We start from the raw sequence: 23,773 nt of genomic DNA, 5'->3' as shown, positions 1-23,773 counted from the left end.
CCGGCTGCGCCTGCGCACCTCAGGATGAGGGTTGCTGCGTTTCGCCCAGTCTCTTCCTCGCCCTCTCCAGGGCACGGGCCACCACACCCTCCGCCCTCATGCTGAGGCGCCCCGCAGGGGCCTCGAAGCATCCAGCCTCACCCTCCCAAACCCAATCCTGTCAAAAACCCCGGCCACCGCTCAGCCAAGCTTCGCCGTTCACGCGGCAGCATCTGCCCGTGGCATGACCTTCTCTCAGTGTCCACCGCCATTTTCGGCCATGGGTATTCGGACGGGGCGCTGTAAGTTGCCTCGTTGGGTAGTCTAAGAATGGCACCTCGCAGCGCCCCGTTCAGCTCTTTTGGCCAAACAGCGATCCTCCTCGTTGGGTAGTCTAAGAATGGCACCTCGCAGCGCCCCGTTCAGCTCTTTTGGCCAAACAGCGATCCTCTTGCCACGGCTGGCAGAACCCGGGAGGGCAAGGGGGGCCTTGCCGTTGGAACGGTCGGACATGTTCAAGGTCCGACCCTTACCCCTCCGGGTGGCGGCGGCTTCGTTGCCAAAGCCGCCGCCTGCCAGTTCGGCCACATCTGCCCTCGAGGATGAGAGGCTTCATTCTGACGAAGCGCCTGCAGCCATCGATCCGTTTTCCGCAAGGGCGATCCACAGCGCACATGGCTGCGGTTGCCCTTGCGATCCGTCCGCGCCGTTTCACAACGGTGCGGGGCAGATGCAGCGTGTTCCTGTGTACCGCCTGACTTTCGCTTCAATCCCCATGGCCGCGTTCGACCAGAGGACGATGAGCTGTCGGTACACCCGGTGGTGGGCGGCGGTTTCCCTTGCGATCCGTCCGCGCCGTTTCACAACGGTGCGGGGCAGATGCAGCGTGTTCCTGTGTACCGCCTGACTTTCGCTTCAATCCCCATGGCCGCGTTCGACCAGAGGACGATGAGCTGTCGGTACACCCGGTGGTGGGCGAACCGGACCGCCATGACCTCACYCGCAAAACCCGAAACGGTGTTTTGCAGCAAAGACATGCCGGGCCGATCAGGACATTGGAAAGGCAACGACAGCCGGTCCGAAACCGCCGCCACCTTTCTCCCGTCCCACCGGGGAGATCGCTGCCTGACCCCGAGGTTGAAAGGTTTGCGTCACCCTCCCAACCCCAGCGCCGGTCCCGCCTCGCCGCAACGCCTTGCGGTGTATCCGAGGGCGGAACGGGAGCAGTGTGCCGAGGTTGAAAGGTTTGCGTCACCCTCCCAACCCCAGCGCCGGTCCCGCCTCGCCGCAACGCCTTGCGGTGTATCCGAGGGCGGAACGGGAGCAGTGTGCGGGTGATTCGCGCGCCATTGAGAAAGTTGCGGGGGAATTTGGGTGTTTTTTGCGGGGTTTTGGGTAAGCGATTGATTTGGTTGGGAAGTATTTTTGGTGTGGGTGTGTTGGGGGGGCATACTGTGAGGTTGGAGGTTGGGGCTTACCCCCCTCTGGCCTGCCGGCCATCTCCCCCTCAGGTGGGGAGATCGACTCGTGGTTGGCTCCCGGCCTACTTGGACGTCGAAGATGGAGTGACGAAAGCGCGGCTGGCCGATCTCCCCCCTTGAGGGGGAGATGCCTGGCAAGGCAGAGGGGGGTGAGCTGCTGGCTCTGTTCATTATAGAGGCGGGCTACCCTCCCGCATCATCCGATGCCTGTCGAAGGGAAAGACCGATACGTGAGACGCTCCTCGCGTCAATCGGGCGCTCACATATGAGCGCCCTGCCCCGTTACGTCCGCTCGATGCGGATGACCTGGGGTTCGCTGACGAGGTATTTTTCGCTCTTGATGGCTTTGACGGCCTTGCGGATGGCGTCTTCCATGGTGGCGTGGGTGACGAGGATGATGTTTTGGGCGCCGCCTTCGGTGGGCACGCGGGAGTGCTGGACGATGGATTCCAGCGAGATGTTGTTTTCGGCCATGCGTGTGGCGATGGAGGCGAAGACGCCCGCCTTGTCCTTGACGGTCAGGCGGATGAAGTAGCCGCCTTCGTGGCTTTTCATCTTGGCGCGGCGGTATTCGGTGAGCGATCTTGCCGGGCGGCCGAGGGCCGGAACTTTTTGGGCGCCGGGGCGGCTTTTGGCGATATCGGCGATGTCACCCAGCACGGCAGATGCCGTGGCGTTGCCGCCAGCGCCGGGGCCGACCATCAGCAATTCGCCGAGAATATCGGACTCGACGGCGACCGCGTTTGTGACGCCATCCACCTGCGCGATGACCGAATCCAGCGGCACCATGGTGGGATGCACGCGCTGTTCGATGCCCGATTCGGTGACCTGCGCCACGCCGAGCAGCTTGATGCGATAACCGAGGTCGGCGGCGGCCTGGATATCCTCGATGGAAATGTTGGTGATGCCTTCGAGGTAAATATCATCGGCAGAAATCTTCGCGCCGAAAGCAAGGGTCGTCAGGATGGCAAGCTTGTGGGCGGTATCGTTGCCCTCGATATCAAAGGCCGGATCGGCTTCGGCATAGCCCAGACGCTGGGCTTCCTTGAGGCAGGCCTCGAAGGACAGGCCTTCCTTTTCCATCTTGGTGAGGATGTAATTGCAGGTGCCGTTCATGATGCCGTAGATGCGCGACACATGGTTGCCGGTCAGCGATTCACGCAGCGCCTTGATGATGGGGATGCCACCGGCCACGGCGGCTTCGAAGTTGAGCAGCGCGCCCTTGTCTTCGGCCAGCACGGCAAGTTCGACGCCATGCTTTGCCAGCAGCGCCTTGTTGGCTGTCACCACATGGAGACCACGTGCAAGAGCCGCGCGCACCGACTTCTCGGCCTGGCCGGACGCACCGCCGACCAGTTCCACGAAGACATCGATATCGGCCTTCTCGGCCAGTTCTTCAGGCGTATCGAACCAGGTCATACCCGAGAGATCGACACCGCGATCACGCGAACGATCGCGCGCGCTGACCGCGATAATCTCGATGGCGCGTCCGCAGGTAATCGCAAGTTCGTTGCTTCTCTGCTGGAGGATGCGCACGAGCGAAGAGCCGACAGTGCCGAGTCCCGCTATGCCGATTCTCAATGAATCTGCCATGGGTATATTCCTGATTTGCTAAAAATTGATAGGTGGCCTTGATGCGGCCACCCGGTTGGATGCCCTTAACGGTGGGCGTTGAGCGAGACGACGTTGTGCAACGTATCGTCCGCAGTCGACAGGAATCGCTTCAAATTGCGTGCAGCCTGACGAATTCTGTGCTCGTTTTCGACGAGGGCGAGGCGGACGTAATCGTCGCCCATTTCGCCGAAACCAACGCCGGGAGCGACCGCAATATCGGCCTTTTCAACCAAGAGCTTGGAGAACTCCAGAGAGCCGAGATGGCGGAATTTTTCCGGGATTTTCGCCCAGGCGAACATGGTGGCAGCCGGTGGCGGCACTTCGAAACCAGCCTTGCCGAAGGTATCCACCATCACGTCGCGGCGGCGACGGTAGACATTGCGCACTTCGGCAATATCGGTGCCGTCGCCGTTCAGGGCGTGGGTGGCTGCGACCTGGATGGGCGTGAAGGCGCCGTAATCCAGATAGGATTTGACCCGCGTCAAAGCGCTGATGAGACGCTCGTTGCCGACGGCAAAGCCCATGCGCCAGCCGGGCATGGAGAAGGTCTTGGACATGGAGGTGAATTCAACCGCCACATCCATGGCGCCCTGCACCTGCAGAACGGATGGCGGCGGATTGTTTTCGTCGAAATAGATTTCCGAATAGGCAAGATCCGACAGAACGATGAGATCGTGCTTTTTCGCGAACGCGATAACGTCCTTGTAGAAATCCAGCGACGCGACGTGGGCCGTCGGGTTCGACGGATAGTTGATGATCAGCGCCAAGGGCTTCGGGATGGAGTGACGCACGGCGCGCTCCAGCGGACCGAAGAAGGTCTCGTCCGGCTCGACATTCATCGAGCGGATGACGCCGCCTGCCATCAGGAAGCCGAAGGCATGGATCGGGTATGTCGGGTTCGGACACAGGATGACATCGCCCGGTGCGGTGATGGCCTGCGCCATGTTGGCGAAGCCTTCCTTGGAACCGAGCGTGGCGACGACTTGGCTATCGGGGTTCAGCTTCACGCCGAAGCGGCGGGCATAATAGGCCGCCTGCGCACGGCGAAGGCCGGGAATGCCCTTGGACGAGGAATAACGGTGCGTGCGTGGGTCCTGAACGACTTCGCACAGCTTGTCGACGATGGCCTTCGGTGTCGGAAGGTCGGGATTACCCATGCCAAGGTCGATGATGTCGGCTCCACCCGCTCGCGCGCTCGCTTTCAAACGGTTGACCTGTTCGAACACGTATTGCGGCAGACGCTTGACCTTGTGAAACTCTTCCATCTCTTTCCTCGTGGAAATGAGCCGGGGCAACCGGCTCACATGCGTTCGTTGTTCGGTTCAAATACAGCCGACACGAACAAATCGGGCCTGTATCGATGAGTGTAGCGCATGCGGCGCAAAACACGAATGGCTTTTCCACAGCGCACGAAGCAGCTGCGACCAGCACGCGCCTTGCATAACGCGAGTTTTTTTAAAAATGCAAGGCGATTGCCAGCCTTTGGCGGCGCGTGCTGGAAATCAGCCGCGCTGGCCGTTCACAATTGCGGCGCGAATGACAGAAAGCACACGCTCGGGCTGGATATCGGTGCAGACCAACTGGCTGGGATGGCCGTCCCACTTGCCGGGCGGAAAGCCGATTCCATCTGGCTTCTGGATCGTCTGACCATCGGCAATACCGCCGCAGACGACACGAACCGCACCACTGCGCGTCTCGAACAATTCCGGATTGGTGAGGTAGACGCAGGCACAGCTGTCGTGCACCACCATGCCATCGCCGGTGCGCGTGTTGTAGAACTCGATATAGAACTGCGACAGGTCCGACAGAAGCTGAACCGCTGCACCGCCCTCTTTCGCCATCTCGTCCATGAATTTCGAGGTCATGACCGTGCGCGTCGTGACATCGAGGCCGACGACCGTCACGCGCCAGGGAGCCGTGAACACCACATCGGCAGCTTCCGGGTCGCCATGAATATTGGCTTCTGCCGCCGGGCTGACATTGCCGTTGATGTCGAACGCACCGCCCATGATGATGACATCCTTGACCAAGGCGGCAAAATCCGGGTCTTCGCGAAGCGCCAGAGCAAGGTTGGTCATCCGGCCGACGGCGATCAACGTCACCTCGCCGGGGTTCGCCTTGACGGTATCGATGATGAAATTGTGCGCCGGGCGCGGATCGAGCGGCAGGTCTATCGTCTCTGGAACACCAATGTTTCCGAGACCATCCTCGCCATGGATGAAGGTTGGCCAGTGGCCTTCCGGACGCGAGGGATCGAAAGTGACGCCCGAGCCCTTGGCGACGGGTGCGCTCAAGCCCCATTGCTGCTTGAGGAACAGAGCATTGCGGGTGGTAATGTCGATCGGCGCGTTGCCGAAAGTGGTCGTGACCCCGATCAGATCGATATCGGGATGACGTTGCAGGTAAAGCAGCGCCATCGCATCATCAATGCCGGGGTCCGTGTCGAAAATTACCTTATGCATGCCATATCCTCGATTTTATCAGCGGCAGAATCGCCGAAATGCGGCGACGCAGCGAGCGCACCATAGACGGACGGGAAATCGACGCAATGGCCTGCATGCAGCATAGGAAAAACGTTGCAAGGGCCCTGTTTCGGTGCCAGAAGCAGCCATCATCATCACCCTCCCGGAATGCCTCCCGTGCACGACGTCGCTCTTCAAGTCTTTCTCATCCTGTTTTTCGTCGCCGTCTTTGCGGGCTTTGTCGATTCCATAGCAGGCGGTGGCGGGCTGATCGCCATTCCCGCCATGCTCATCCTCGGCATTCCACCGCTGGAAGCACTGGGAACCAACAAGCTGCAGGCGCAGTTCGGCTCCGCTTCCGCGACCATCGCCTATGCACGGCGCGGCCATGTGGACCTGAAAAAGCAGTTTCCAATGGCGCTGATGGCCTTTATTGGTGGCATTTTCGGAGCGTTGACCGCGTCTTTCGTGCCACCGGATACGCTGCGCTCGATCATGCCATTTCTGCTGATCGCGATTGCGCTCTACTTCGCGTTCAAGCCGAACCTGAGCGATCTCGACAGCCATCAGCGTATCACGCCCTTCGTCTTCGGACTGACAGTGGTACCGCTCGTGGGCTTCTATGACGGTATTTTCGGACCGGGCGCCGGGTCGTTCTACATGCTGGCCTTCGTCGGCCTTGCCGGTTTCGGCATGCTGAAAGCAACGGCGCACACCAAGCTTCTCAACTTCGGCTCCAACTTCGGCAGCTTCCTGGTCTTCACGCTGAGCGGCGCGATCCTCTGGAAGCTCGGCCTGCTGATGGGGCTGGGACAGTTCTTGGGTGCGCAGATCGGCTCTCGCCTTGCCATGAGCAATGGCGCAAAGATCATTCGTCCGCTTCTCGTCATTTCCTGCCTGGCGATGGCAACGAAGCTGCTGCTGGATTCCGGCACCCTCGCCTCCGTTGCCGGGTTTGCAGGCAGCCTGTTTGGCGGCTGAAGCGCCTCAGCTCTTTTCCAGCGCCATCGACTGGCTGGCATTCTGGAGAACGACGACCGCGCCGATGATTTCCTTGTTGGCAGCGCGCAGCGGAGTCATGCGGCATCGAGCCTTGAATTCCGCCCAGCCAAGCCGCCCGCGGTGCATGTAATCCACCGCCATGCCATCGAAACATTTGTCGAAGGCAGGCTTTGCCAGAGCGTGGAAGCTGTCGTCGCCAATGAACTCCGACACGTGGCACCCCACCAGAGCCAGCGGAGACCGCCCGAGAAACTCGGCATTTGCCTGATTGGCGAAAAGATAGCGGTAGTCCTTGGTAATGACGCCGACGCGATCCGGCAGGCAATCCAGCACCGCCTCGTTGAAGAGCGGCTGATCAGGCGCATCGAACACTGCGCTTTTTGCCGGCATGCGGGAGGGTGGCTGGCGGAAGCCATCACCACCATCGCTGTTGGCGCGGAAATAACGGTCGATCAGCATAGACATGGCAGCGCTGCGACGCACGACGCTCGACTTGTCCTCTGCCTCGTCACGAATGAGACCGTTGAGAAACTGCAGCTGCATATGCGCGTTCTCGCGGGTCTCGGCCCGGTAGGCCAGAATTTCGGCGATCATCGGCTCCAGCTCGCGGTCCAGCACGCGCACGAGATCATCATGGCCGCTTGCAACAGCCTGCTTAAGCTGGGAGCATTTCAGCGAGAAAGCGTCGAAGAGTCCCTGCAATGGAGTCTCCATATTTTCACACATGTTCCCCGCATTCGACGCGATCTGCAACATACTGGCAGACGCGACGCAGAGAACGTCCTTCCTTTTAAAAAGCCGATGCCCAGGAACACGAAATACAACGGATCACTGGAACGGACCATCATTGCAATACCAGTTCTTCACATGCAAGTTCATGAAAAGGCCAGCAATATTTTCAACACAGGTTGTATTGACGACATGATCACTATCTGGACCTGAATCGTCAATACACTAGTTTTCACATATCTATCAATGATTGCTCATTAATATTTATTATAGCGAGACAACCCATAAGTTGCATGTACCGCCTCAGCGACCGCTATTTCTTGGGAATAACGGAAAAACCGGATTCATACTGCGCCTGCGCGGATTTTTACTACAGCCCGTTCACATTAAAGCACGCACGCGTGAACGACAGCCGCCGAGGACAGACCCTGCTGCGGGCATATGCAACCGGCAGACACGATTCAGCCATGTCAAAAGACATGCGTTCAATGCTCAGGCGACAGCGCGGTTTCTGCGGTCGGCCAGTTCCTTGACGATGATTATGGCGCCGACGAGCTTGTAGGACGGAGAATAGCAGGGCGACATCTCGTAGGAGCGAACGACGGTGCGCCCGTCTATATCTTCGGCATAGGTGTATTTCGCAGGTTGCCCCTTGAAGCAGGCATCCAGCTTCTCACGCAGCGCCTGCTGAAAATGGTGAATGCCGATGAACTCCGCGATGTGGCGACCGACGAGATCGTTCGTCTTGGCCTCGTAACACTGCGCGTTGATGGCATTGGTGTAATTGATGCGGTAACCGGGCGATACGACGAAGACACGCTCGTCCAGATCATCCAGCCGATCCTCATCGAGAATGACATAAGGGCTCCAAGAGGCGGATTCGCCATCAGGGGCAATGCCATCATAGGGCAGGCCCGCGCCGATGTAGCGATCCACCAGCTTGCGCAACAGTTCGGAATTGCGCTGGACGCAACCGGTATCTTCCGCTTCCTCGTTCAAAAGATCGATGGCGAAACGGAATTGCTCCAGCACCTCTGCCGAGCTTTTGGTCTTCCAGCTGGTGATACTTTCCAGCAACGGATCCAGCTCGCGATCCAGAACAGTGATTTTCTGGGCGTCGTTGCGATCAACGGCACCTTTCAGCTCCGAATATCGTTGCCAGAACAAGTCAATCAAAGCTTTCAACCCGAATCCCCCCCGGATGACAGTGCGCCATTCGCACGTTCAACTTCACTCCGGCCCAGCGGCATGAGACTCGTTATAAGGTATCACCGTAAAAAATGACGTAACGAGAAACAGCATCGCCATTACACACAAACATAAATTAACACACGCGGACCAGCTTTAACAAATCCCAGAAATTGTGAAGAACAATATACATTCACAATCTTGGGATGTTATCTGGCTTCACTCCCGCATATGCGACTTTTCTACTCTTCGATTCTATCCTTGATGTGCCAGCGGTCGTGATACCACAGCCATTGGCCAGGATATTCGCGCACCCAGCTTTCAACCTTGTCGTTGAGAAGCTGCGCGGTCTTCTGAACATCAACGGCACCCTTCTCATTCAAGGGTATCTCGACCTTCGGCTCTATTTCCAGACGATAACGATTGTCCGGCAAACGAATGCAGCGCGCCGGAAACACATCGCAACCGAACTGGCGCACCAGCTTTGCCAGCAGCGGGTTGGTCAGGACGTCATTGCCGAAGAATTTGGTGGGCAGGCCCTTGCGGAATTTCTGATCCACCAGAACGCCGATGCCGCCGCCCTTTTCCAACTGACGTGCCAGCGCAAAGGACGAGCCCGCATGCGACGGAACGAGGTTGCCCATACGCTCCTTGCGGAAATCGAAGATGCGCTTTGCCACATAGGGATTGTTCGGCGGACGAAACAGCACGGTCACATCGAGGCCGAAAGCAGAGCCTGCGACGGGCAGCAGTTCGAAATTGCCGGAATGGGCAGTGAAGACGATGAAGGGGCGCGGATTGTCGCGCAGTTCCAGAAACGTCTCCGTGCCGATGACTTCCACCCTGCCCGGCTTGGTATTGGCCGGATCAAAATCGAACAGGCGGTCCAGAAAGACGTATTCGGCAGCGAGGCGGCCCATATTGCCCCAGCTATCCAGCGCAATCTCCAGCCGCTCCTCTTCCGATTTCTCAGGGTAGGCGCGGGCCAGATTGAACAGCATCAGCTTATGGCGCGGCGTCTTCGGCCCGATCTTGCGGGCGAGCCTGTCTGCGAAATTGATGGCCGGGTCAGCCGGCAGAAGCTTCAGCAGGTTCAGAACGCTGAACGCAATCGTTGCGTTCAGCCACTGGCGGAAGTTTTCGAGCGCCAGAACGACGCGCGTGATGAACATTTTCAATGGCGTCAGTCCATCCGCAGAACGATTTTGCCGAAGACCTGACGGGTCTCCATACGCTCCAGCGCCGTTTCGATGGTGTCGAAGGTGACTTTGGTATCGATAACAGGGTGAACGAGACCACGCGCCATTTTCTGCATGGCATCGGCCATGTTTTCCATGCGGCAACCGAAGGAGCCGAGCAGCTTCAACTGCTGCTGGAACAGCATCATCAGGTTGATTTCCGAGGACACGCCCGACGTGGAACCGCAGGTAACGAGACGGCCACCGCGCTTGAGGCAGAACATGGAGCCTGCCCAGGTGTCCTTACCGACATGTTCGAAGACGACATCGACGCCCTTCTTCTTGGTCAGCTTGCGCACGACGCCTTCGAAGCGGTCCACACGGTAATTGATGACGTGATCGGCACCCAGCGCCTTGGCGCGCTCGATCTTGTCATCAGAACCGACTGTCGTGATGACGGTGCAGCCCATTTTCTTGGCGAGCTGAATGGCAGCGGAGCCAATGCCAGAGCCGCCAGCGTGAATGAGGATGGTTTCGCCCGGCTGGAGCTTGGCATTATCGAAGAGCATGTGTTCGACGGTTCCAAACGTCACAGGTGCAAGGGCCGCTGCAACGGCATCGACGCCGGGCGGTGCGAGCACCAGCTGACGGGCGGGAATGTTGATCTTTTCCTGCGCAAAGCCATCCAGATGGAAGCCGTGGACGCCACCGACATTTTCGCACAGATTATCGCGACCGGCCACGCAGTGGTGGCAGCGACCGCAGGTGCGCGCGCCATAGATCGAGACGAGCTGGCCCGGCAGGACATTGGACACGCCGGGGCCGATGGCTTCAACCACGCCGGATGCTTCCGCACCGATGGTGAGCGGCATCTTGCGCTTGGCGAATGCCATACCGCGCCAGCCCCAGACATCGATGTGGTTCAGCGCCACGGCCTTGACCCGAAGCGTGACTTCGCCCGGTGCCGGTGCTTCCGGCTCGGGCAGGTCCACTCTTTCAAGCTTACGATCATCAACGAGTTGCAAGGCGCGCATAATGAAGTCCTTCGCCCGGAGGCGTTCTTATTGTTTTCGAGTTGGGGAACCGCTTAAGCCGGTTCCCGCGTCATGACAAGGCTTGCGTTCTGGCCGCCGAAGCCGAAGGAGTTGGACAGCACGGCGGTAACCTCCGCATCGCGCTTCACATTCGGCACCACGTCGAGCGCAATCGTCGGGTCTGGATTGGTGTAGTTGATGGTCGGCGGAACCGTTCCAGTCAGCATGGTTTGCAGCGAAAACACCGCTTCAACCGCACCGGCCGCCGTCAGCGTGTGGCCGATCATCGACTTGTTGGACGAGACGGGAATGGATTTAAGCCCCTCACCGAAGACGGCGAGCATGGAGCCATATTCCATCTTGTCGTTTTCTGGCGTTGAGGTGCCGTGGGCGTTGATGTAATTGATATCGCCTTCGGCCACGCCTGCATCGGCAAGCGCCGCGCGGATGGTCGCAATCGCCGGGCCACCATCCGGTGACGAGCGGGTGCGGTGGAAACTATCGGCCTTTTCACCGGCACCCTTGATGATGCCGAGGATTTTCGCGCCACGGGCGACGGCTGCTTCCAGCGATTCCAGCACCAGCGTTGCAGCACCTTCGGCGATGACGAAGCCATCGCGGTCCTTGCTGAAGGGCTTCGATGCCTTTTCCGGCGGATCGTTCTGCGTTGAAAGTGCAGACAGCAGCGAGAAGCGGATGAGCGCTTCGGCGCTGACCGAACCATCGGTCGCAACCGTCAGTGCTCGATCCGTGCGTCCCTGACGGATGGCTTCGACACCAAGCTGAATGGCAGTCGCGCCCGATGCACAGGCCGTGGAGAGCGTCACGGGCAGTCCTCGGGTGCCGAAACGGTCGGCCAGACGCTCGGAAATCGCGCCGAACAGAGCCGCTTCCTGAAACTCGGGATCGGGACGCTCACGCAGTGCGGCCATGAAGCGGTCATAGGCATCGCCGGGCTTTGCAGCGGGCGGCGAACGATCGCCGAGTTCGAAACGGGCACTCCATTCCGGCTCGATGGGCGGTGCTGCCAGAAACAGCGGACCGTTGAAATCACCGGAAAGACCGGCCTGCGCCAAGGCCTCGATGGTGGTTTCGCGGGCAAAGGCAAAGGAGCGCTCGACCGAGTTTGGCTTGGGGATCTCGATGAAATCCACCGTGCCGCAAATGCGGGTCGACAGGTTGTCGGTCGGAAAACGGGTGATCTTGTGGATGCCCGACTTGCCGGACGTCAATGCCGCCCAATTGTCCTCAAGCCCCTGACCGAGCGAGGTGATGATGCCCATGCCGGTAACGGCGACGATGGGGCGACCGAGGTGATCCCTGAAATTGCTGGACGCCATGGTGTCTACTCCTCAAGAATCTTTGGAAAGCACGGCAACGCCTTCGCCGCGAACATGGCCAACGGTGGTAACGACGGCCTGCGTGGCGGCTGATGTCATCGGCTTTTCGGCGGACGCATCGAAGGCTGGAACCTTCGCGCCGCTTTGCAGCGCAAGGGCTGCAAGTGCCAAACCCAGCGGGAACTGCGCTTCAAGTCCATGACCGGTGACACCGCCAAAGCCGCGTAGAGCGGATGCAGGCAGCGCCTTCGCCAGCGCGTCCTTCTCACGAGCCGTCACGGCATCATAGCCGCTGGCGCCGGAGAAGACGACCGTTGCGGCATCATCCTTTGCAGGGGCCAGAAGACGCTCCAGCCGGGTTTCGAATTTGCCGTCTTCACGCGCACCGCGATCACCCTCGATGGCATCGATGCGGGCATAAATCTTCGCGCCGCGTGCTTCCGCCCGCTTGCGGGATTCCAGAACGAGGAAGGCACCGACGGACCCGGTGATCATGCCACCGCCCTCACGGTCCGCACGCGACCACAGCGGCTGCCACTCACCCTGCGCATGCGCGCCGATGGCTTCGAAAAGCAGCGTCATGTCTGGACGTTCGGCAGCGAAGGCACCGCCGACAAGGGCGTGGCTCGATTCGCCGGAGCGGATGCGGTAGAACGCGGTTTCGACGGCGGATATGCCCGCAGCCTCTTCACCCATGAAGGTGCGCGAGGAGCCGGTGACCTTGTGGACGATGGAGATGTTGCCCGCCATGAGGTTGGACAGCTGGGCCAGAAACAGCGTCGGGCGCAATTCAGTCGTCAGCTTTTCATTGAGCATGACTTCGCGGTCGTTGCGTTTCAGGCCTTCGTCCACGATCAGCGTATCGACATTGATGTCGCGCTCGCCACCACCGGCAGCGACGATCATGTCCATGGTGCCGCAGGCCTCTGCATCCGTCTTCAGGCCAGCATCATCCAGCGCCAGACCGGCGGCGAACACGCCAAGACGCTGCCAGTTTTCCATCTGGCGCTGATCCTTGCGGCCGATCTGGCTCGACCAGTCGATCTCCGGCAGCGGATGGATCGGATAGGGAGCGAATTTCTCGGTCTCGACGATTGCCTCGGGTGCTGCGCCTGCCGACAGCAGCGCAATATGGGCATCGATACCGACACCATGACAGGTCACGATACCGACCCCGGTAATCACCACATCATTGTCAGACTTCATTATCTGTCATCCTTCGTCGCTCGCCCGTGAAGAAGCAGGCCAGCTTTTGAAAGCGGTCTTGGAGACCGCACATGCCATGCGAAATAAAGGGCGAGATGCAGCTTTGCAATGGCGAAGGCCCAAAGACGCGTCGCAATGCATGGATTTTCATCGTTTATTGGGGTCAATGTCGCAGGTCCCGCCCTCATTCCTGTGCTTGTCACAGGAATCCAGTCGTCGCGCGTCTGCGCGACGGGACAAGTCTTTTCAGCCCAAGGACTTGGGCTGACTGGATTCCTGTGACAAGCACAGGAATGAGGGGGTGCGTTAAACCGACGTATCAGCCGCAATTGCAGCCATAAGTCCGATTTCCTCGGCGCGCTTCTTCACGATGGGTCCAAGCGGAATTTCGCTGAACGGCATGGTCCGCAGCTTCAACTGCGCATCGCACACCTTTTTGCCCTCAGACGTGATCTTCGCCTTCGTCACCGCAAAGCCTGAACCGTCATGCTCCAGATAGGCCTCGATATCGAGAACAGCATTCGGCTCGACGAAGGTCCGCATTTTCGCACCATCGACTGTCATCAGAAACGGCATGGCGGCGAAATCGGTCATGGCGAGAACCAGCATGCCGGATGTCTGGGCCATCGTTTCGATCAGCAGAACGCCGGGAACCAGCGGCATGCCGGGAAAATGGCCTTCGAAGACAGGGCTCTGGGCAGGCACGACGGAGCGCGCTTTGAGAATGCGGGCAGAGCGGTCGATGGACTCGATGCGGTCCACCATCTGGAAATATTCTAGAAGCATGTTCCGTCCATGGATTGGGTGGATGCACAGCACCAACCGTATACCTCCCTCATTCCTGTGCTTGTCACAGGAATCCAGTCGTCGCGCGTCTGCGCGGCGGAGGGAGTCTTTTCAGCCCAAGGACTTGGGCTGGCTGGATTCCTGTGACAAGCACAGGAATGAGGGACGTACGGAGGCGCCGAAGCAGCCTCCTCAAATCATCAGCCCTTGGCGGCCTTCAGCTCGTCGATCTTGGCGCAGAGGTTCTTGAGAACGAAGTATTCCTCGGTGGAAACCTTGCCTTCGTTGACTTCCTGCGTCCACTGCTCGAGCGGGATCTTGATGCCGAATTCCTTGTCGATCGCGAAAACGATATCCAGGAAGTCGAGGCTGTCGATGCCCAGATCGTCGATCGTGTGGCTTTCCGGCGTAATGGTCTCGCGGTCGATTTCGCTTGTATCAGCGATAATGTCTGCAACCTTGTCGAATGTAGCTGTCACGCCCATAATCCTTCGTATGTCCAAATGTATGACGCACCACATAGGGAACTTGCGCAAAAAAGCCAATGGGTTCGTACAGCATCATTGAATTTTCAGGGCAAAGTGTTGCTCAAACAGCAACCGAATGACGTCCGCGCCCGCTGGAAAGATAGGTATCAAAGGCGGCGGCAATGCTTCTGGCGAAGGGTTTTCCGGTTTCCGTCAGGCAAAACACATCGCCATCCATCGCCACAAGGCCATCCTGCTCGACCCTTGCAAATTGCAGCACCTCATCGATAGCATCGGATGCCGCCGCGCCGTAGAGGGTCGCGAGACCAGCAAGGTCGAGCGAAAAATCGCACATGATGCGTTCGATGACGAAGGCGCGGACGCGGTCTTCCTGTGATAGTTCGATACCGCGCACGACGCAGAGATCGTCGCCATCAGCCATCCGCTCATACTCGCCGGTTGCAGGCATGTTCTGCACATAGCCCTGCGGCAATCTGCCGATAGCGGACGCGCCGAGACCAATCAGCGCATCGGCGCTGTCATCCGTATAGCCCTGAAAATTGCGTTTCAGCGCGCCTTCTCTCATCGCCATCGACAGGCTGTCGCCCGGCTTGGCGAAATGGTCTATGCCGATGGCGACATAACCGGCAGCAACCAGCATCTGCGCCGCCGTCACCATCTGCTGATAGCGCAACATGACGTTCGGAAGAGCGCGTTCCGGGATCATCGTCTGGTGTTTTTTCATCCATGGCACATGGGCATAGCCAAACAGCGCGATGCGATCCGGGTCGAGCGAAATGACCTGCCTGACGGTCTCGGCCAGTGTCGTCAACGTCTGGTAGGGAAGCCCGTAGAGGACATCGCAATTGACCGAATGGACACCCCTCGCCCTGACAGCCTCCACCACCGATTTCGTCTGCTCGAAGGTCTGGATGCGGTTGATGGTGCGTTGGACCTTGGGATCGAAATCCTGCACGCCGAGGCTCGCCCGCGTCATGCCGATGGCCGCGAGCGCATCGTAGCGCCCCGCGTCCAGATCGTTCGGGTCCATCTCGACACTGATCTCGACATCCGGCGAAAACGAGAATGCCGAGCGCAGACAGTCCATCAGCGCCACCATATCATCCGGCCTGAGCATGGTCGGCGACCCGCCGCCGAAATGCACGGCCTTGACCGTCGCAGCCCGCGAAACGTGGCGGCCGACCTTTTCGATCTCCCGGTGCAGGGATTTCAGATAGGTCGCGATAGGCTCGTATTTCAGCGTATGCTTGGTGTGGCAGGCGCAGAACCAGCAAAGCCGGTCGCAATAGGGAATGTGCAGGTAAAGCGACAGGTCGTTGTCCGCGCCCAGCCTGTCCAGCCAGGAGACGTAGACGCCCGAATCGATTCCCTCGTGAAAATGCGGCGCGGTCGGGTAGCTGGTGTAACGCGGCACGGCAGCGGCGTATTTCTGAATCAGATGCTCGATCACGACACTGTCCCCTCTTAGCATGTATCAATTCTGCGACTATGGGATACAGCCTGCGACAGTTTGCAACTTTGACTTCGATCAAGTCAGAGCATAAACTCACAGCATCAAAAGCCGTGGGGGATTGCGGCTTGCCGGGGCGGGTCAAGGGCACATCGATCGATGGCGGGCTTTGCGCTGGCCGTTACGATCGGACATACGGCATGGACACCTTACAGCGAAACATCCACAACTCGGAGATCCCGGTTGTCTGTCGCTCCTGCGAAGCGCGGCACGGAGGACTGTGCGGTGTGCTGACGCCGGACCAGCTTGTCGAACTCAGCCGTCACTCAAGCCGCAGGAAACTGGACCTTGGCCATGAAATGCTGGGCCAGGGCGAAGAGGTCGCCTATTACGCCAATATTCTTAAAGGCGTGGTCAAGCTGTCCAAGATGATGTCGGATGGCCGCCAGCAGATCGTGGGGCTGCAATTTGCGCCCGATTTTCTCGGTCGCCCCTTCATAGTGGAAAGCAGCATGACGGCGGAAGCTGCGACCGATGTGGACATATGCAGCTTTCCGCGCCGCGTGGTAGACCGCATGGTGGGAGATGTACCCGGCATGGAGCGCAGGCTTCACAGCCAGTCGCTGAAGGAACTCGACGAAGCACGCGACTGGATGCTGACACTGGGTCGCAAATCGGCGCAGGAGAAGGTAGCCAGTTTCCTCTACCTCATCGCCACCCATATCGACCCTGAAAACGAGGACCGGTCCTGCTTCGACCTGCCCCTGTCGCGCGCCGATATCGCGGATTTCCTGGGCCTGACCATCGAAACCGTCAGCCGCCAGATGACGAAACTGCGCAAGGATGGCGTGATCCGCATCGAAAACAACCGCCACATCACGGTGCCCGACATGGATGGGCTGAACATGGCAGCGGGCAACGACTGACCCGTCTTACATGTTGCGATGCAGATGCCCCAAGGCGGCGCCGTACATATGCGGCGCCTTCGCTTCAGCGGGTGTGAAAATGGCCCCGGCCATCAACAGCATAACAAAAAAGCACTTCATCTTTTACGCTCCCCAGCGTGTGCCAACCAGTGGCCTCCCTGCTTCCATATATAGAGCATAAGTGCCTCTATTCGTTTAAGAAGCGCGGTAAGCCGGGGGTTGTCGGAAAGCGTAAAACGCGCAAGATGCGGGTAACGCCTTGTTAACGCCAGCCGTTTCCCATTCGCAGGAGACGAACGGCCAGCGGTCGACTGCGCATGCAGCCAACTATCGCGCAGTTTTGAATTTGTCCGATTCGGGCTATCCTTGCGCTGAAGCCTCTCCCGAAAAATGGAGACTGCAGAGACCGTGGAGGATGTGATGAAAACATTTCTGACCAGTCTGATTGGTGGCGTATTGGCGGGTGCATCCGTCTGGATCGCTGACAGTTTCGATATGCCGTTGTGGCTTTCCGCCCTTGCCGGCGCTGCGGGCGCCTTCATCGGCACCTATGCAGGGCAAAAGCTCTTGCATGTTTCCTAGCGACGGTGCGGCAACAAGCTGAGGAATTGACGTCTGTCATTGCAAATGAATGTCCTGCTTCTTCGGTGGGCACGAGAACGCGCTGCTGGGGAGATATGCTTTGTCGTGCGTCTTACATTCGAGGATCGGAAATGCTTAATTCCAAACATGACAGAACCGACGACAGAACAAACTGAAGAACTCGCCATTGCCTTCGAGCGTTTCACGCGCCGTTTCAAGGTGGCCGAAGCGTCCGCCGCTCTGCAGCAAACGCTCAATGCGCTTGATATCCAGGCTCTTCTTTTCATCAATGAGCATGCCGATTGTAGTCTGGGCGACGTGGCGCGGCATCTCCAGGTGCCGCTGACGACGATGTCGTCTTCAGCCGAGCGGCTGGTGCGCCGCGACATGATCGACCGCCAGCGACTGGAAGCAAATCGACGCTCCGTGGCGCTGACGATCACCCCCAAAGGGCAGGATGCGGTTGCGGGCTATGTCGACGGATATCGGGCGTCGTGCCGTGCGATGCTGGAAGCGCTCGATCCCGCCGACAGGTCGGAATTCCTGCGTCTGACGCAAAAAATAGCAAACTACGAACATTGAATAGTACGAAATTCGTATTATTATTCTGATAGCCAAAACTATCAGGGAAAGCACTATGACTCACACACCACTATCCGCGCTTGTTACAGGTGCAAACAAGGGAATTGGGCTGGCCATCGCCCGTCAGCTGGGGACGAATGGCTATCGGGTGTGGCTCGGCTGCCGCGACCTTTCGCGCGGCGAAGCAGCCGCCGTCCAGTTGCGGAGCGAGGGAATCGACGCCCGTGCTGTCTTGCTCGACGTTACCAGTGACACAAGCGTGGCGGCAGCGGCCCGAACCATCGACGGTGAGACGGGCGGTCTTGATGTGCTGGTCAACAATGCAGGCCTCATGTTTGGACAGCCTCCTTCCCTCGCCGACGAATCAATGGACGAAATCCGGCAGATGTTCGAGACCAATGTGTTCGGTGTCCTGCGCGTGACGCAGGCCTTCCTGCCACTGCTGCGCAGATCAAAGGCTGCCCGTATCGTGATGATGAGCAGCGGCCTGAGTTCACTCACGGACGCGCTGGACATGCGAAGCGAGACATGGACGGTCGGTTTTGGCGGATATTGCGCATCGAAGGCAGCACTGAACATGGTGACGGTCAAGCTGGCCAAGGAACTGGATCGCGAAGGCATCAAGGTGAATGCGGTGGACCCGGGTCTGACGTCCACGGATATGACCGGGAACGGACCCGGTCACGCACCGGAAGACGGTGCCCGCCCGGCGGTCGCACTGGCGATGACGCACGCCTTCGGCCCCACGGCAGGTTTTTACGCCTGCTCTGCAGCGGGCGAACTGCTTCAGAAGAACTGGTGAGAAGCTCGCAACGTTGACGGACGGAACGGGCCTGCGTGCCGTTTGTGCCAAGGTCTGGTCGGGGGCAAGCGTTCGTCTTGCCCCTTCAGGTTCGCTTTACTGCGAGGCGGCGGGTGTCGCCACAGGCTTCTGCTGTTCCTGCAACGCACGAAGTTCGGCGACCTGACGCTTGTATTGCGCTTCGGAAATCTGGCCCTTGCGGCGGGCGGCGCCGAGACGGGTCATGGTGGTTTCCATGGAACCCGCTTCTTCATTTTCCATCTGCGGCAGCGCCGCGGTCATCGGCTTGGCGAATGTAGGATAGGTGCCGGTATCGCGCTTTTGCGCCACGGGCGATGCATCCACCTTTTGCGGGCCGACGATCTGCGCCTGGGGACGCGGCATGCTTTCCGGCGCGACAACCGGCGGCAGCGTCTTGCAGGCGGCCAGAAGCGGCAGAAGAACACCGCATACGGACAGCACCGTTGCTACCCTTACGCCATCCATATGCTTGCCCACCATTTCGAAATCCCGCCTGTAACGAATTATTCAAATGCCGGACGCCATTTCTCTGGCGTCTGTGTTGCTGGAACTTGTATTCGTTTTCATGCAGAATGTGCAAACACAAAAATGCGGTGGAGAAGAATGTATGAAGGGTACGCAGGGCGGCTTTGACGACAAGGAGGAAAAGCCTGAAGGCTTCGATCCCAAATCCGCAGACGCCTACATCCTGCGTGATCCCCAGGCCTTTGCCATGAACGTGGCGCGAGCGCTGGAAAATCTGGGCAAGGCAGCCTCCGAATGGCTGGCCCCGCGCGAACGCGGCGAGATCCCGCAATCTGCTGCAAGCCCCGCCAGCGACCTGTTCAAAACACTTTCCGATGTGGCGGAATACTGGATGGCGGAGCCACAGCGTTCCGTGGAGGCGCAGACTCATCTGCTTTCCAGCTATTTCGATATCTGGCAGGCATCGCTATCGCAGCTATCGGGCGCGCCCGTGGGGGCGCAGGCGCAGGCAGACGGCGAGCGCAGGAACAAGCGCTTCACCGACGCCGACTGGCAGGCCAACCCGTTCTTTGACTTTCTGCAAAAGGTTTATTTCGCTACCGCCAGCTGGGCCGACAGGATGGTCAACGAAGCGGACGGGCTGGACGAGCACACACGTCAGAAGGCGCGATTCTATATGCGGCAGGTGACGGAGGCGATTTCTCCGGCAAACTTCGCTTTTACCAACCCGCAGGTCTTTCGCGAAACGGTGGCCACCAGCGGAGCCAATCTCGTCAAGGGCATGGCACAGCTGGCCGAAGACATGGCGGCGGGCAATGGCAAAATCAAGCTGCGCCAGACCGACTACAGCAAATTCGTCATCGGGCAGAATATTGCCGTCACACCGGGCAAGGTGATCGCCCGCTCCGATCTGTGTGAAATCATCCAGTATGCGCCTTCTACCGATAAGGTACTGAAGCGACCGCTGCTGATCATCCCGCCATGGATCAACAAGTTCTACATTCTGGATCTCAACGCCCGCAGGTCCTACGTCAAATGGTGCGTGGACCAGGGCCATAGCGTCTTCATGATCTCATGGGTCAACCCGGATGCCCGCCACGCGGACAAGGGATGGGACGAATACACAAGCGAAGGCATCGATTTCGCGCTTGATTCCATCGAGAAGGCAACTGGCGAAGAACAGATCAATGCGGTGGGTTACTGCATCGGTGGCACGCTGCTGGCTTCGACGCTGGCGCTGCACGCACAGGAAAAGAACAAGCGCATTCGCTCCGCAACGCTTCTCGCCGCACAGACCGATTTCACCCATGCGGGCGACCTGAAGGTCTTCATCGACGAGCAGCAACTTGCCGCGCTGGACGCTCACATGAAGGCGGTCGGCTATCTGGATGGCGCAATCATGGCCAGCGTCTTCAACATGCTGCGCGCCTCCGACCTGATCTGGCCCTATGTGGTGGACAATTACCTGCGCGGCGCGCAACCGCCGCCCTTTGACCTTCTTTACTGGAATTCCGATTCCACCCGCGTCGCTGCCGCCAATCATTCCTACTATCTACGAAACTGCTATATGGAGAACAATCTGGCCGAAGGCCGCATGCAGGTGCTGGGCAAGGTTCTGGACCTGAAAGACGTGACCATCCCGGTCTTCGACCTTGCCACCCGCGAGGACCATATCGCCCCGGCGAAATCAGTCTTTACCGGGTCCGGCTGCTTTGGTGGGCCAGTGGAATTCGTTCTGAGCGCATCCGGCCATATTGCCGGTGTCGTCAACCCGCCCGACATGGACAAGTATCAATACTGGACCGGCGCGTCACCCGATGGTGACTTCGACGCGTGGCAGCAGGCTGCAAGCGTGCACAAGGGTTCATGGTGGCCGCACTGGCAAAAGTGGATCGAAAGCCAGGACAAGCGCAAGGTCCCTGCCCGCCTGCCCGGCGGGGCTGCGATGGTACCGCTGTGCGACGCGCCGGGAACCTATGTGCTTGAATAAACGTCCGGCGAACCCGACACTGCGCCATGGTTTTTGATTCTCCGCTCATTCCCGCCACGCTCGTTGCCCGCTACAAGCGTTTTCTCTTCGATGCTGTGCTCGAAGACGGTACCGAGATCACAGGCTCCTGCCCCAATACCGGCTCCATGCGCGGATTGACGACGCCGGGTTCCCGCATCTGGCTTTCGCAGCATGACAGCCCCACCCGCAAATATCGCCATATGCTGGAACTGGTCGAAGCTGATGGAACAGTGGTGGGAATCAACACCGGCATGCCCAACAGGCTTGCACAGGAAGCCATCGAGGGCGGGAAAGTGCCGCAGCTGGCGGGTTATACCGTCCTGAAGCGTGAGCAGAAATACGGCGTCAATTCCCGCATCGACTTCCTGCTGTCGGCACCGGGGCGACCGGATGCCTATGTCGAGGTGAAGAACGTGCATTTCACCCGGCAAAAAGGACTGGCGGAGTTTCCCGACACGGCCACCAAGCGCGGGACGAAACATCTCGAAGAGCTTGGCGACGCGGCACAGGCCGGTCGTCGGGCGGTCATGCTCTACCTGATCCAGCGGGACGATTGCGAGCGCCTGCGCATCTGTGCCGATCTCGATCCCATCTATTTCACCGCTTTTCGGCGCGCCATGGCCCGAGGGGTGGAGGCCTACGCCATCAAATGTCGTGTCTCGGAACGGGAAATCATCGCAAACGACATGGTTGCAATAGACGACTGGCACCCTGCTGCATTATGAAACGAAGCATAAAGCACAAGAAAGCGATACAATGGTTACCTATATCGACGCGGCAACGGCACCCATGAAGAATACCGGCGTGATCCGCCTGTATAATGCGGAAGACTTCGCAGGCATGCGCAAGGCAAGCCAGTTGACGGCGCAGTGCCTCGACGAGCTGGCCGATATCGTCAAGCCGGGCGTAACGACCAACGCGATCGACCGCTTCGTCTTCGAGTTCGGCATGGATCACGACGCCCTGCCCGCCACGCTGAACTATCGCGGCTACACCAAATCCGTCTGCACCTCCATCAACCACGTCGTTTGCCACGGCATTCCAGACGACAAGCCGCTTCGCGAAGGCGACATCGTCAATATAGACGTGACCTATATTCTCGACGGCTGGTATGGTGATTCGAGCCGCATGTATCCTGTCGGGCAGATCAAGCGCGCTTCCGAACGGCTGCTGGAAGTCACCTATGAATGCCTGATGCGCGGCATCGCCGCCGTGCGTCCCGGTGCCCGCACCGGTGCCATCGGCGCCGCCATCCAGGCCTATGCGGAAGCACAGCGCTGCTCGGTGGTCACGGATTTCTGCGGCCACGGCGTCGGACGCCTGTTCCACGACACGCCGAACATTCTGCATTACGGCAAGGAATCGGACGGACCGGAAATTCGTGAAGGCATGATCTTCACCATCGAGCCGATGATCAATCTGGGCAAGCCGCATGTAAAGGTTCTGTCGGATGGCTGGACGGCGGTGACCCGTGACCGGTCTTTATCGGCACAATACGAACATGCCGTAGGCGTGACCGCCACGGGCTGTGAAATCTTCACCCTGTCACCCGGCGGTCAGCACCGCCCCGGACTGCCCCCGATCTAATTCAAGCGAGACGATGCCGATGGCCAAACGCCCCGCCGACCAGAAGACATTGTTCACTTCCAACGAGGGCGGCAGCGACGGACTTGCCGAAGCTGCGGATGAACGGGGGTTCTTTGCAGAGCCGCGTCCGACGACCCGCAAGGTCAAGGCGGAGCCGCCCGTATCCCCGGACAGTGACGTCGCCCATTATCACGGCCACCGGGAAAGGCTGCGCAGCAAATACCGGGACAATGGCGATGCGGCGCTGGCCGATTACGAGCTGCTGGAGCTTCTGCTGTTCCGGCTCATCCCGCGGCGCGATACCAAGCCTATCGCGAAGGCGCTGATTGCGCGGTTCGGAACCTTCGGCGGCGTCATGGGCGCACCCATCTCGCTCTTGCAGGAGGTGAAGGGCGTGGGCGAAAATGTGGCTCTCGACCTCAAGCTCATCGCGTCTGTCTCCCAGCGTATGCTGAAAAGCGAAATTCGCAAAAAGGAGGTGCTGGCCTCGTGGTCATCCGTCATCGACTATTGCCGCGCCGTCATGGCGCATGAGGCGCGCGAACAGTTCCGCATTCTTTTTCTCGACAAGCGCAATGTGCTGATTGCCGATGAAGTGCAGGGACAGGGCACCGTGGACCATACGCCGGTCTATCCGCGTGAAGTGGTGCGACGGGCGCTGGAGCTTTCATCGACCGCGATCATCCTTGTCCACAATCATCCCAGCGGCGATCCCACCCCGTCCCGCGCCGACATAGAGATGACCAAGACCATCGTCGAAACCGCAAAGCCGCTTGGAATTGCCGTGCACGACCACATCATCATCGGCAAGGACGGCCATGTCAGCTTCAAGGGGCTGCGACTGATCTGAGGCCTCCACA

Annotated in this window: 22 protein-coding genes; 9 read left to right on the top strand and 13 right to left on the bottom strand. The window is 59.2% G+C overall.

What is annotated here, in order from left to right; genetic code table 11:
• Positions 1-1,742: 1,742 nt before the first annotated feature.
• From ASF29_RS06550 to ASF29_RS06540, 3 genes are all read right to left on the bottom strand, one after another.
• On the bottom strand, positions 1,743-3,053 hold the full coding sequence (locus tag ASF29_RS06550; RefSeq protein ID WP_062449740.1) for a homoserine dehydrogenase: 1,311 nt from the start codon (positions 3,051-3,053) through the stop codon (positions 1,743-1,745).
• A gap of 65 nt (positions 3,054-3,118) precedes the next feature.
• Positions 3,119-4,339, bottom strand: a complete 1,221-nt coding sequence (locus tag ASF29_RS06545; RefSeq protein ID WP_062449736.1) for an LL-diaminopimelate aminotransferase — start codon at positions 4,337-4,339, stop codon at positions 3,119-3,121.
• A gap of 237 nt (positions 4,340-4,576) precedes the next feature.
• Positions 4,577-5,536, bottom strand: coding sequence for a nucleoside hydrolase (locus tag ASF29_RS06540; protein WP_062449734.1), 960 nt, complete (start codon positions 5,534-5,536; stop codon positions 4,577-4,579).
• A 177-nt stretch (positions 5,537-5,713) separates the two neighbouring features.
• Here ASF29_RS06540 and ASF29_RS06535 point away from each other — a divergent pair, with 177 nt between their 5' ends.
• Positions 5,714-6,517 carry a TSUP family transporter gene (locus ASF29_RS06535; protein ID WP_062449732.1) on the top strand — a complete coding sequence of 268 codons (804 nt, stop codon included), beginning with the start codon at positions 5,714-5,716 and terminating at the stop codon, positions 6,515-6,517.
• A 6-nt stretch (positions 6,518-6,523) separates the two neighbouring features.
• Here ASF29_RS06535 and ASF29_RS06530 read toward each other — a convergent pair whose 3' ends face one another.
• The 9 genes from ASF29_RS06530 to hemN all read right to left on the bottom strand — a co-directional run bounded on the left by ASF29_RS06530 (position 6,524) and on the right by hemN (position 15,937).
• A complete protein-coding gene (locus ASF29_RS06530) occupies positions 6,524-7,240 on the bottom strand; it encodes a PAS domain-containing protein (RefSeq protein WP_162237882.1) in 717 nt (238 codons plus the stop codon).
• Positions 7,241-7,759: 519 nt separating this feature from the next.
• Positions 7,760-8,452, bottom strand: a complete 693-nt coding sequence (locus ASF29_RS06525) for a hypothetical protein (protein ID WP_062449728.1) — start codon at positions 8,450-8,452, stop codon at positions 7,760-7,762.
• 245 nt (positions 8,453-8,697) lie between these two features.
• Complete coding sequence (locus ASF29_RS06520) at positions 8,698-9,627, bottom strand: lipid A biosynthesis lauroyl acyltransferase (protein WP_062449726.1); 930 nt, start codon at positions 9,625-9,627, stop codon at positions 8,698-8,700.
• Between the two features lie 11 nt (positions 9,628-9,638).
• Entirely contained in the window at positions 9,639-10,667 is a 1,029-nt protein-coding gene (locus tag ASF29_RS06515) for a zinc-binding dehydrogenase (protein ID WP_062449724.1), read from the bottom strand.
• Between the two features lie 53 nt (positions 10,668-10,720).
• Entirely contained in the window at positions 10,721-12,007 is a 1,287-nt protein-coding gene (locus tag ASF29_RS06510; protein ID WP_062449723.1) for a beta-ketoacyl-ACP synthase, read from the bottom strand.
• Positions 12,008-12,019: 12 nt separating this feature from the next.
• On the bottom strand, positions 12,020-13,216 hold the full coding sequence (locus tag ASF29_RS06505; RefSeq protein WP_062449721.1) for a beta-ketoacyl-ACP synthase: 1,197 nt from the start codon (positions 13,214-13,216) through the stop codon (positions 12,020-12,022).
• A 303-nt stretch (positions 13,217-13,519) separates the two neighbouring features.
• The gene (locus ASF29_RS06500) at positions 13,520-13,999 is read right to left on the bottom strand and encodes a 3-hydroxyacyl-ACP dehydratase FabZ family protein (RefSeq protein ID WP_062449719.1); all 480 of its coding nucleotides are present in this window, start codon (positions 13,997-13,999) and stop codon (positions 13,520-13,522) included.
• A gap of 200 nt (positions 14,000-14,199) precedes the next feature.
• Positions 14,200-14,484, bottom strand: coding sequence for an acyl carrier protein (locus ASF29_RS06495; protein ID WP_103088466.1), 285 nt, complete (start codon positions 14,482-14,484; stop codon positions 14,200-14,202).
• 103 nt (positions 14,485-14,587) lie between these two features.
• Complete coding sequence (hemN, locus tag ASF29_RS06490; RefSeq protein ID WP_156462552.1) at positions 14,588-15,937, bottom strand: oxygen-independent coproporphyrinogen III oxidase; 1,350 nt, start codon at positions 15,935-15,937, stop codon at positions 14,588-14,590.
• A gap of 200 nt (positions 15,938-16,137) precedes the next feature.
• Between hemN and fnrN the strand changes: the two genes are divergently transcribed.
• The 4 genes from fnrN to ASF29_RS06470 all read left to right on the top strand — a co-directional run bounded on the left by fnrN (position 16,138) and on the right by ASF29_RS06470 (position 18,829).
• On the top strand, positions 16,138-16,863 hold the full coding sequence (gene fnrN, locus ASF29_RS06485; RefSeq protein WP_062449715.1) for a transcriptional regulator FnrN: 726 nt from the start codon (positions 16,138-16,140) through the stop codon (positions 16,861-16,863).
• A gap of 420 nt (positions 16,864-17,283) precedes the next feature.
• Positions 17,284-17,445: a hypothetical protein gene (locus ASF29_RS06480; protein WP_156462551.1), complete on the top strand. Its 162-nt coding sequence runs from the start codon at positions 17,284-17,286 to the stop codon at positions 17,443-17,445.
• Positions 17,446-17,592: 147 nt separating this feature from the next.
• Positions 17,593-18,027 carry a MarR family winged helix-turn-helix transcriptional regulator gene (locus ASF29_RS06475; RefSeq protein ID WP_062449711.1) on the top strand — a complete coding sequence of 145 codons (435 nt, stop codon included), beginning with the start codon at positions 17,593-17,595 and terminating at the stop codon, positions 18,025-18,027.
• A 55-nt stretch (positions 18,028-18,082) separates the two neighbouring features.
• Positions 18,083-18,829, top strand: coding sequence for an SDR family oxidoreductase (locus ASF29_RS06470; protein WP_062449709.1), 747 nt, complete (start codon positions 18,083-18,085; stop codon positions 18,827-18,829).
• A 96-nt stretch (positions 18,830-18,925) separates the two neighbouring features.
• On the opposite strand, the gene ASF29_RS06465 is transcribed toward ASF29_RS06470, so the two are convergent.
• On the bottom strand, positions 18,926-19,330 hold the full coding sequence (locus ASF29_RS06465) for a hypothetical protein (RefSeq protein ID WP_062449706.1): 405 nt from the start codon (positions 19,328-19,330) through the stop codon (positions 18,926-18,928).
• 127 nt (positions 19,331-19,457) lie between these two features.
• Between ASF29_RS06465 and phaC the strand changes: the two genes are divergently transcribed.
• From phaC to radC, 4 genes are read left to right on the top strand one after another with little or no spacing between them, the layout of a single operon-like run.
• Positions 19,458-21,305, top strand: a complete 1,848-nt coding sequence (gene phaC, locus ASF29_RS06460; protein ID WP_062449945.1) for a class I poly(R)-hydroxyalkanoic acid synthase — start codon at positions 19,458-19,460, stop codon at positions 21,303-21,305.
• A gap of 26 nt (positions 21,306-21,331) precedes the next feature.
• Positions 21,332-22,051: a DNA/RNA nuclease SfsA gene (gene sfsA, locus ASF29_RS06455; RefSeq protein ID WP_062449704.1), complete on the top strand. Its 720-nt coding sequence runs from the start codon at positions 21,332-21,334 to the stop codon at positions 22,049-22,051.
• 31 nt (positions 22,052-22,082) lie between these two features.
• Entirely contained in the window at positions 22,083-22,913 is an 831-nt protein-coding gene (gene map / locus ASF29_RS06450; protein ID WP_062449702.1) for a type I methionyl aminopeptidase, read from the top strand.
• A gap of 49 nt (positions 22,914-22,962) precedes the next feature.
• Positions 22,963-23,763 carry a DNA repair protein RadC gene (radC, locus tag ASF29_RS06445; RefSeq protein ID WP_348271305.1) on the top strand — a complete coding sequence of 267 codons (801 nt, stop codon included), beginning with the start codon at positions 22,963-22,965 and terminating at the stop codon, positions 23,761-23,763.
• The last annotated feature ends 10 nt before the right edge of the window (positions 23,764-23,773 follow it).

The organism is Rhizobium sp. Leaf262, assembly GCF_001422245.1.
In the GTDB taxonomy this organism is placed as follows: Bacteria; Pseudomonadota; Alphaproteobacteria; order Rhizobiales; family Rhizobiaceae; genus Agrobacterium.
Note: the sequence above shows the minus strand (reverse complement) of the source record. Positions and strands in the feature narration are given on the sequence as shown.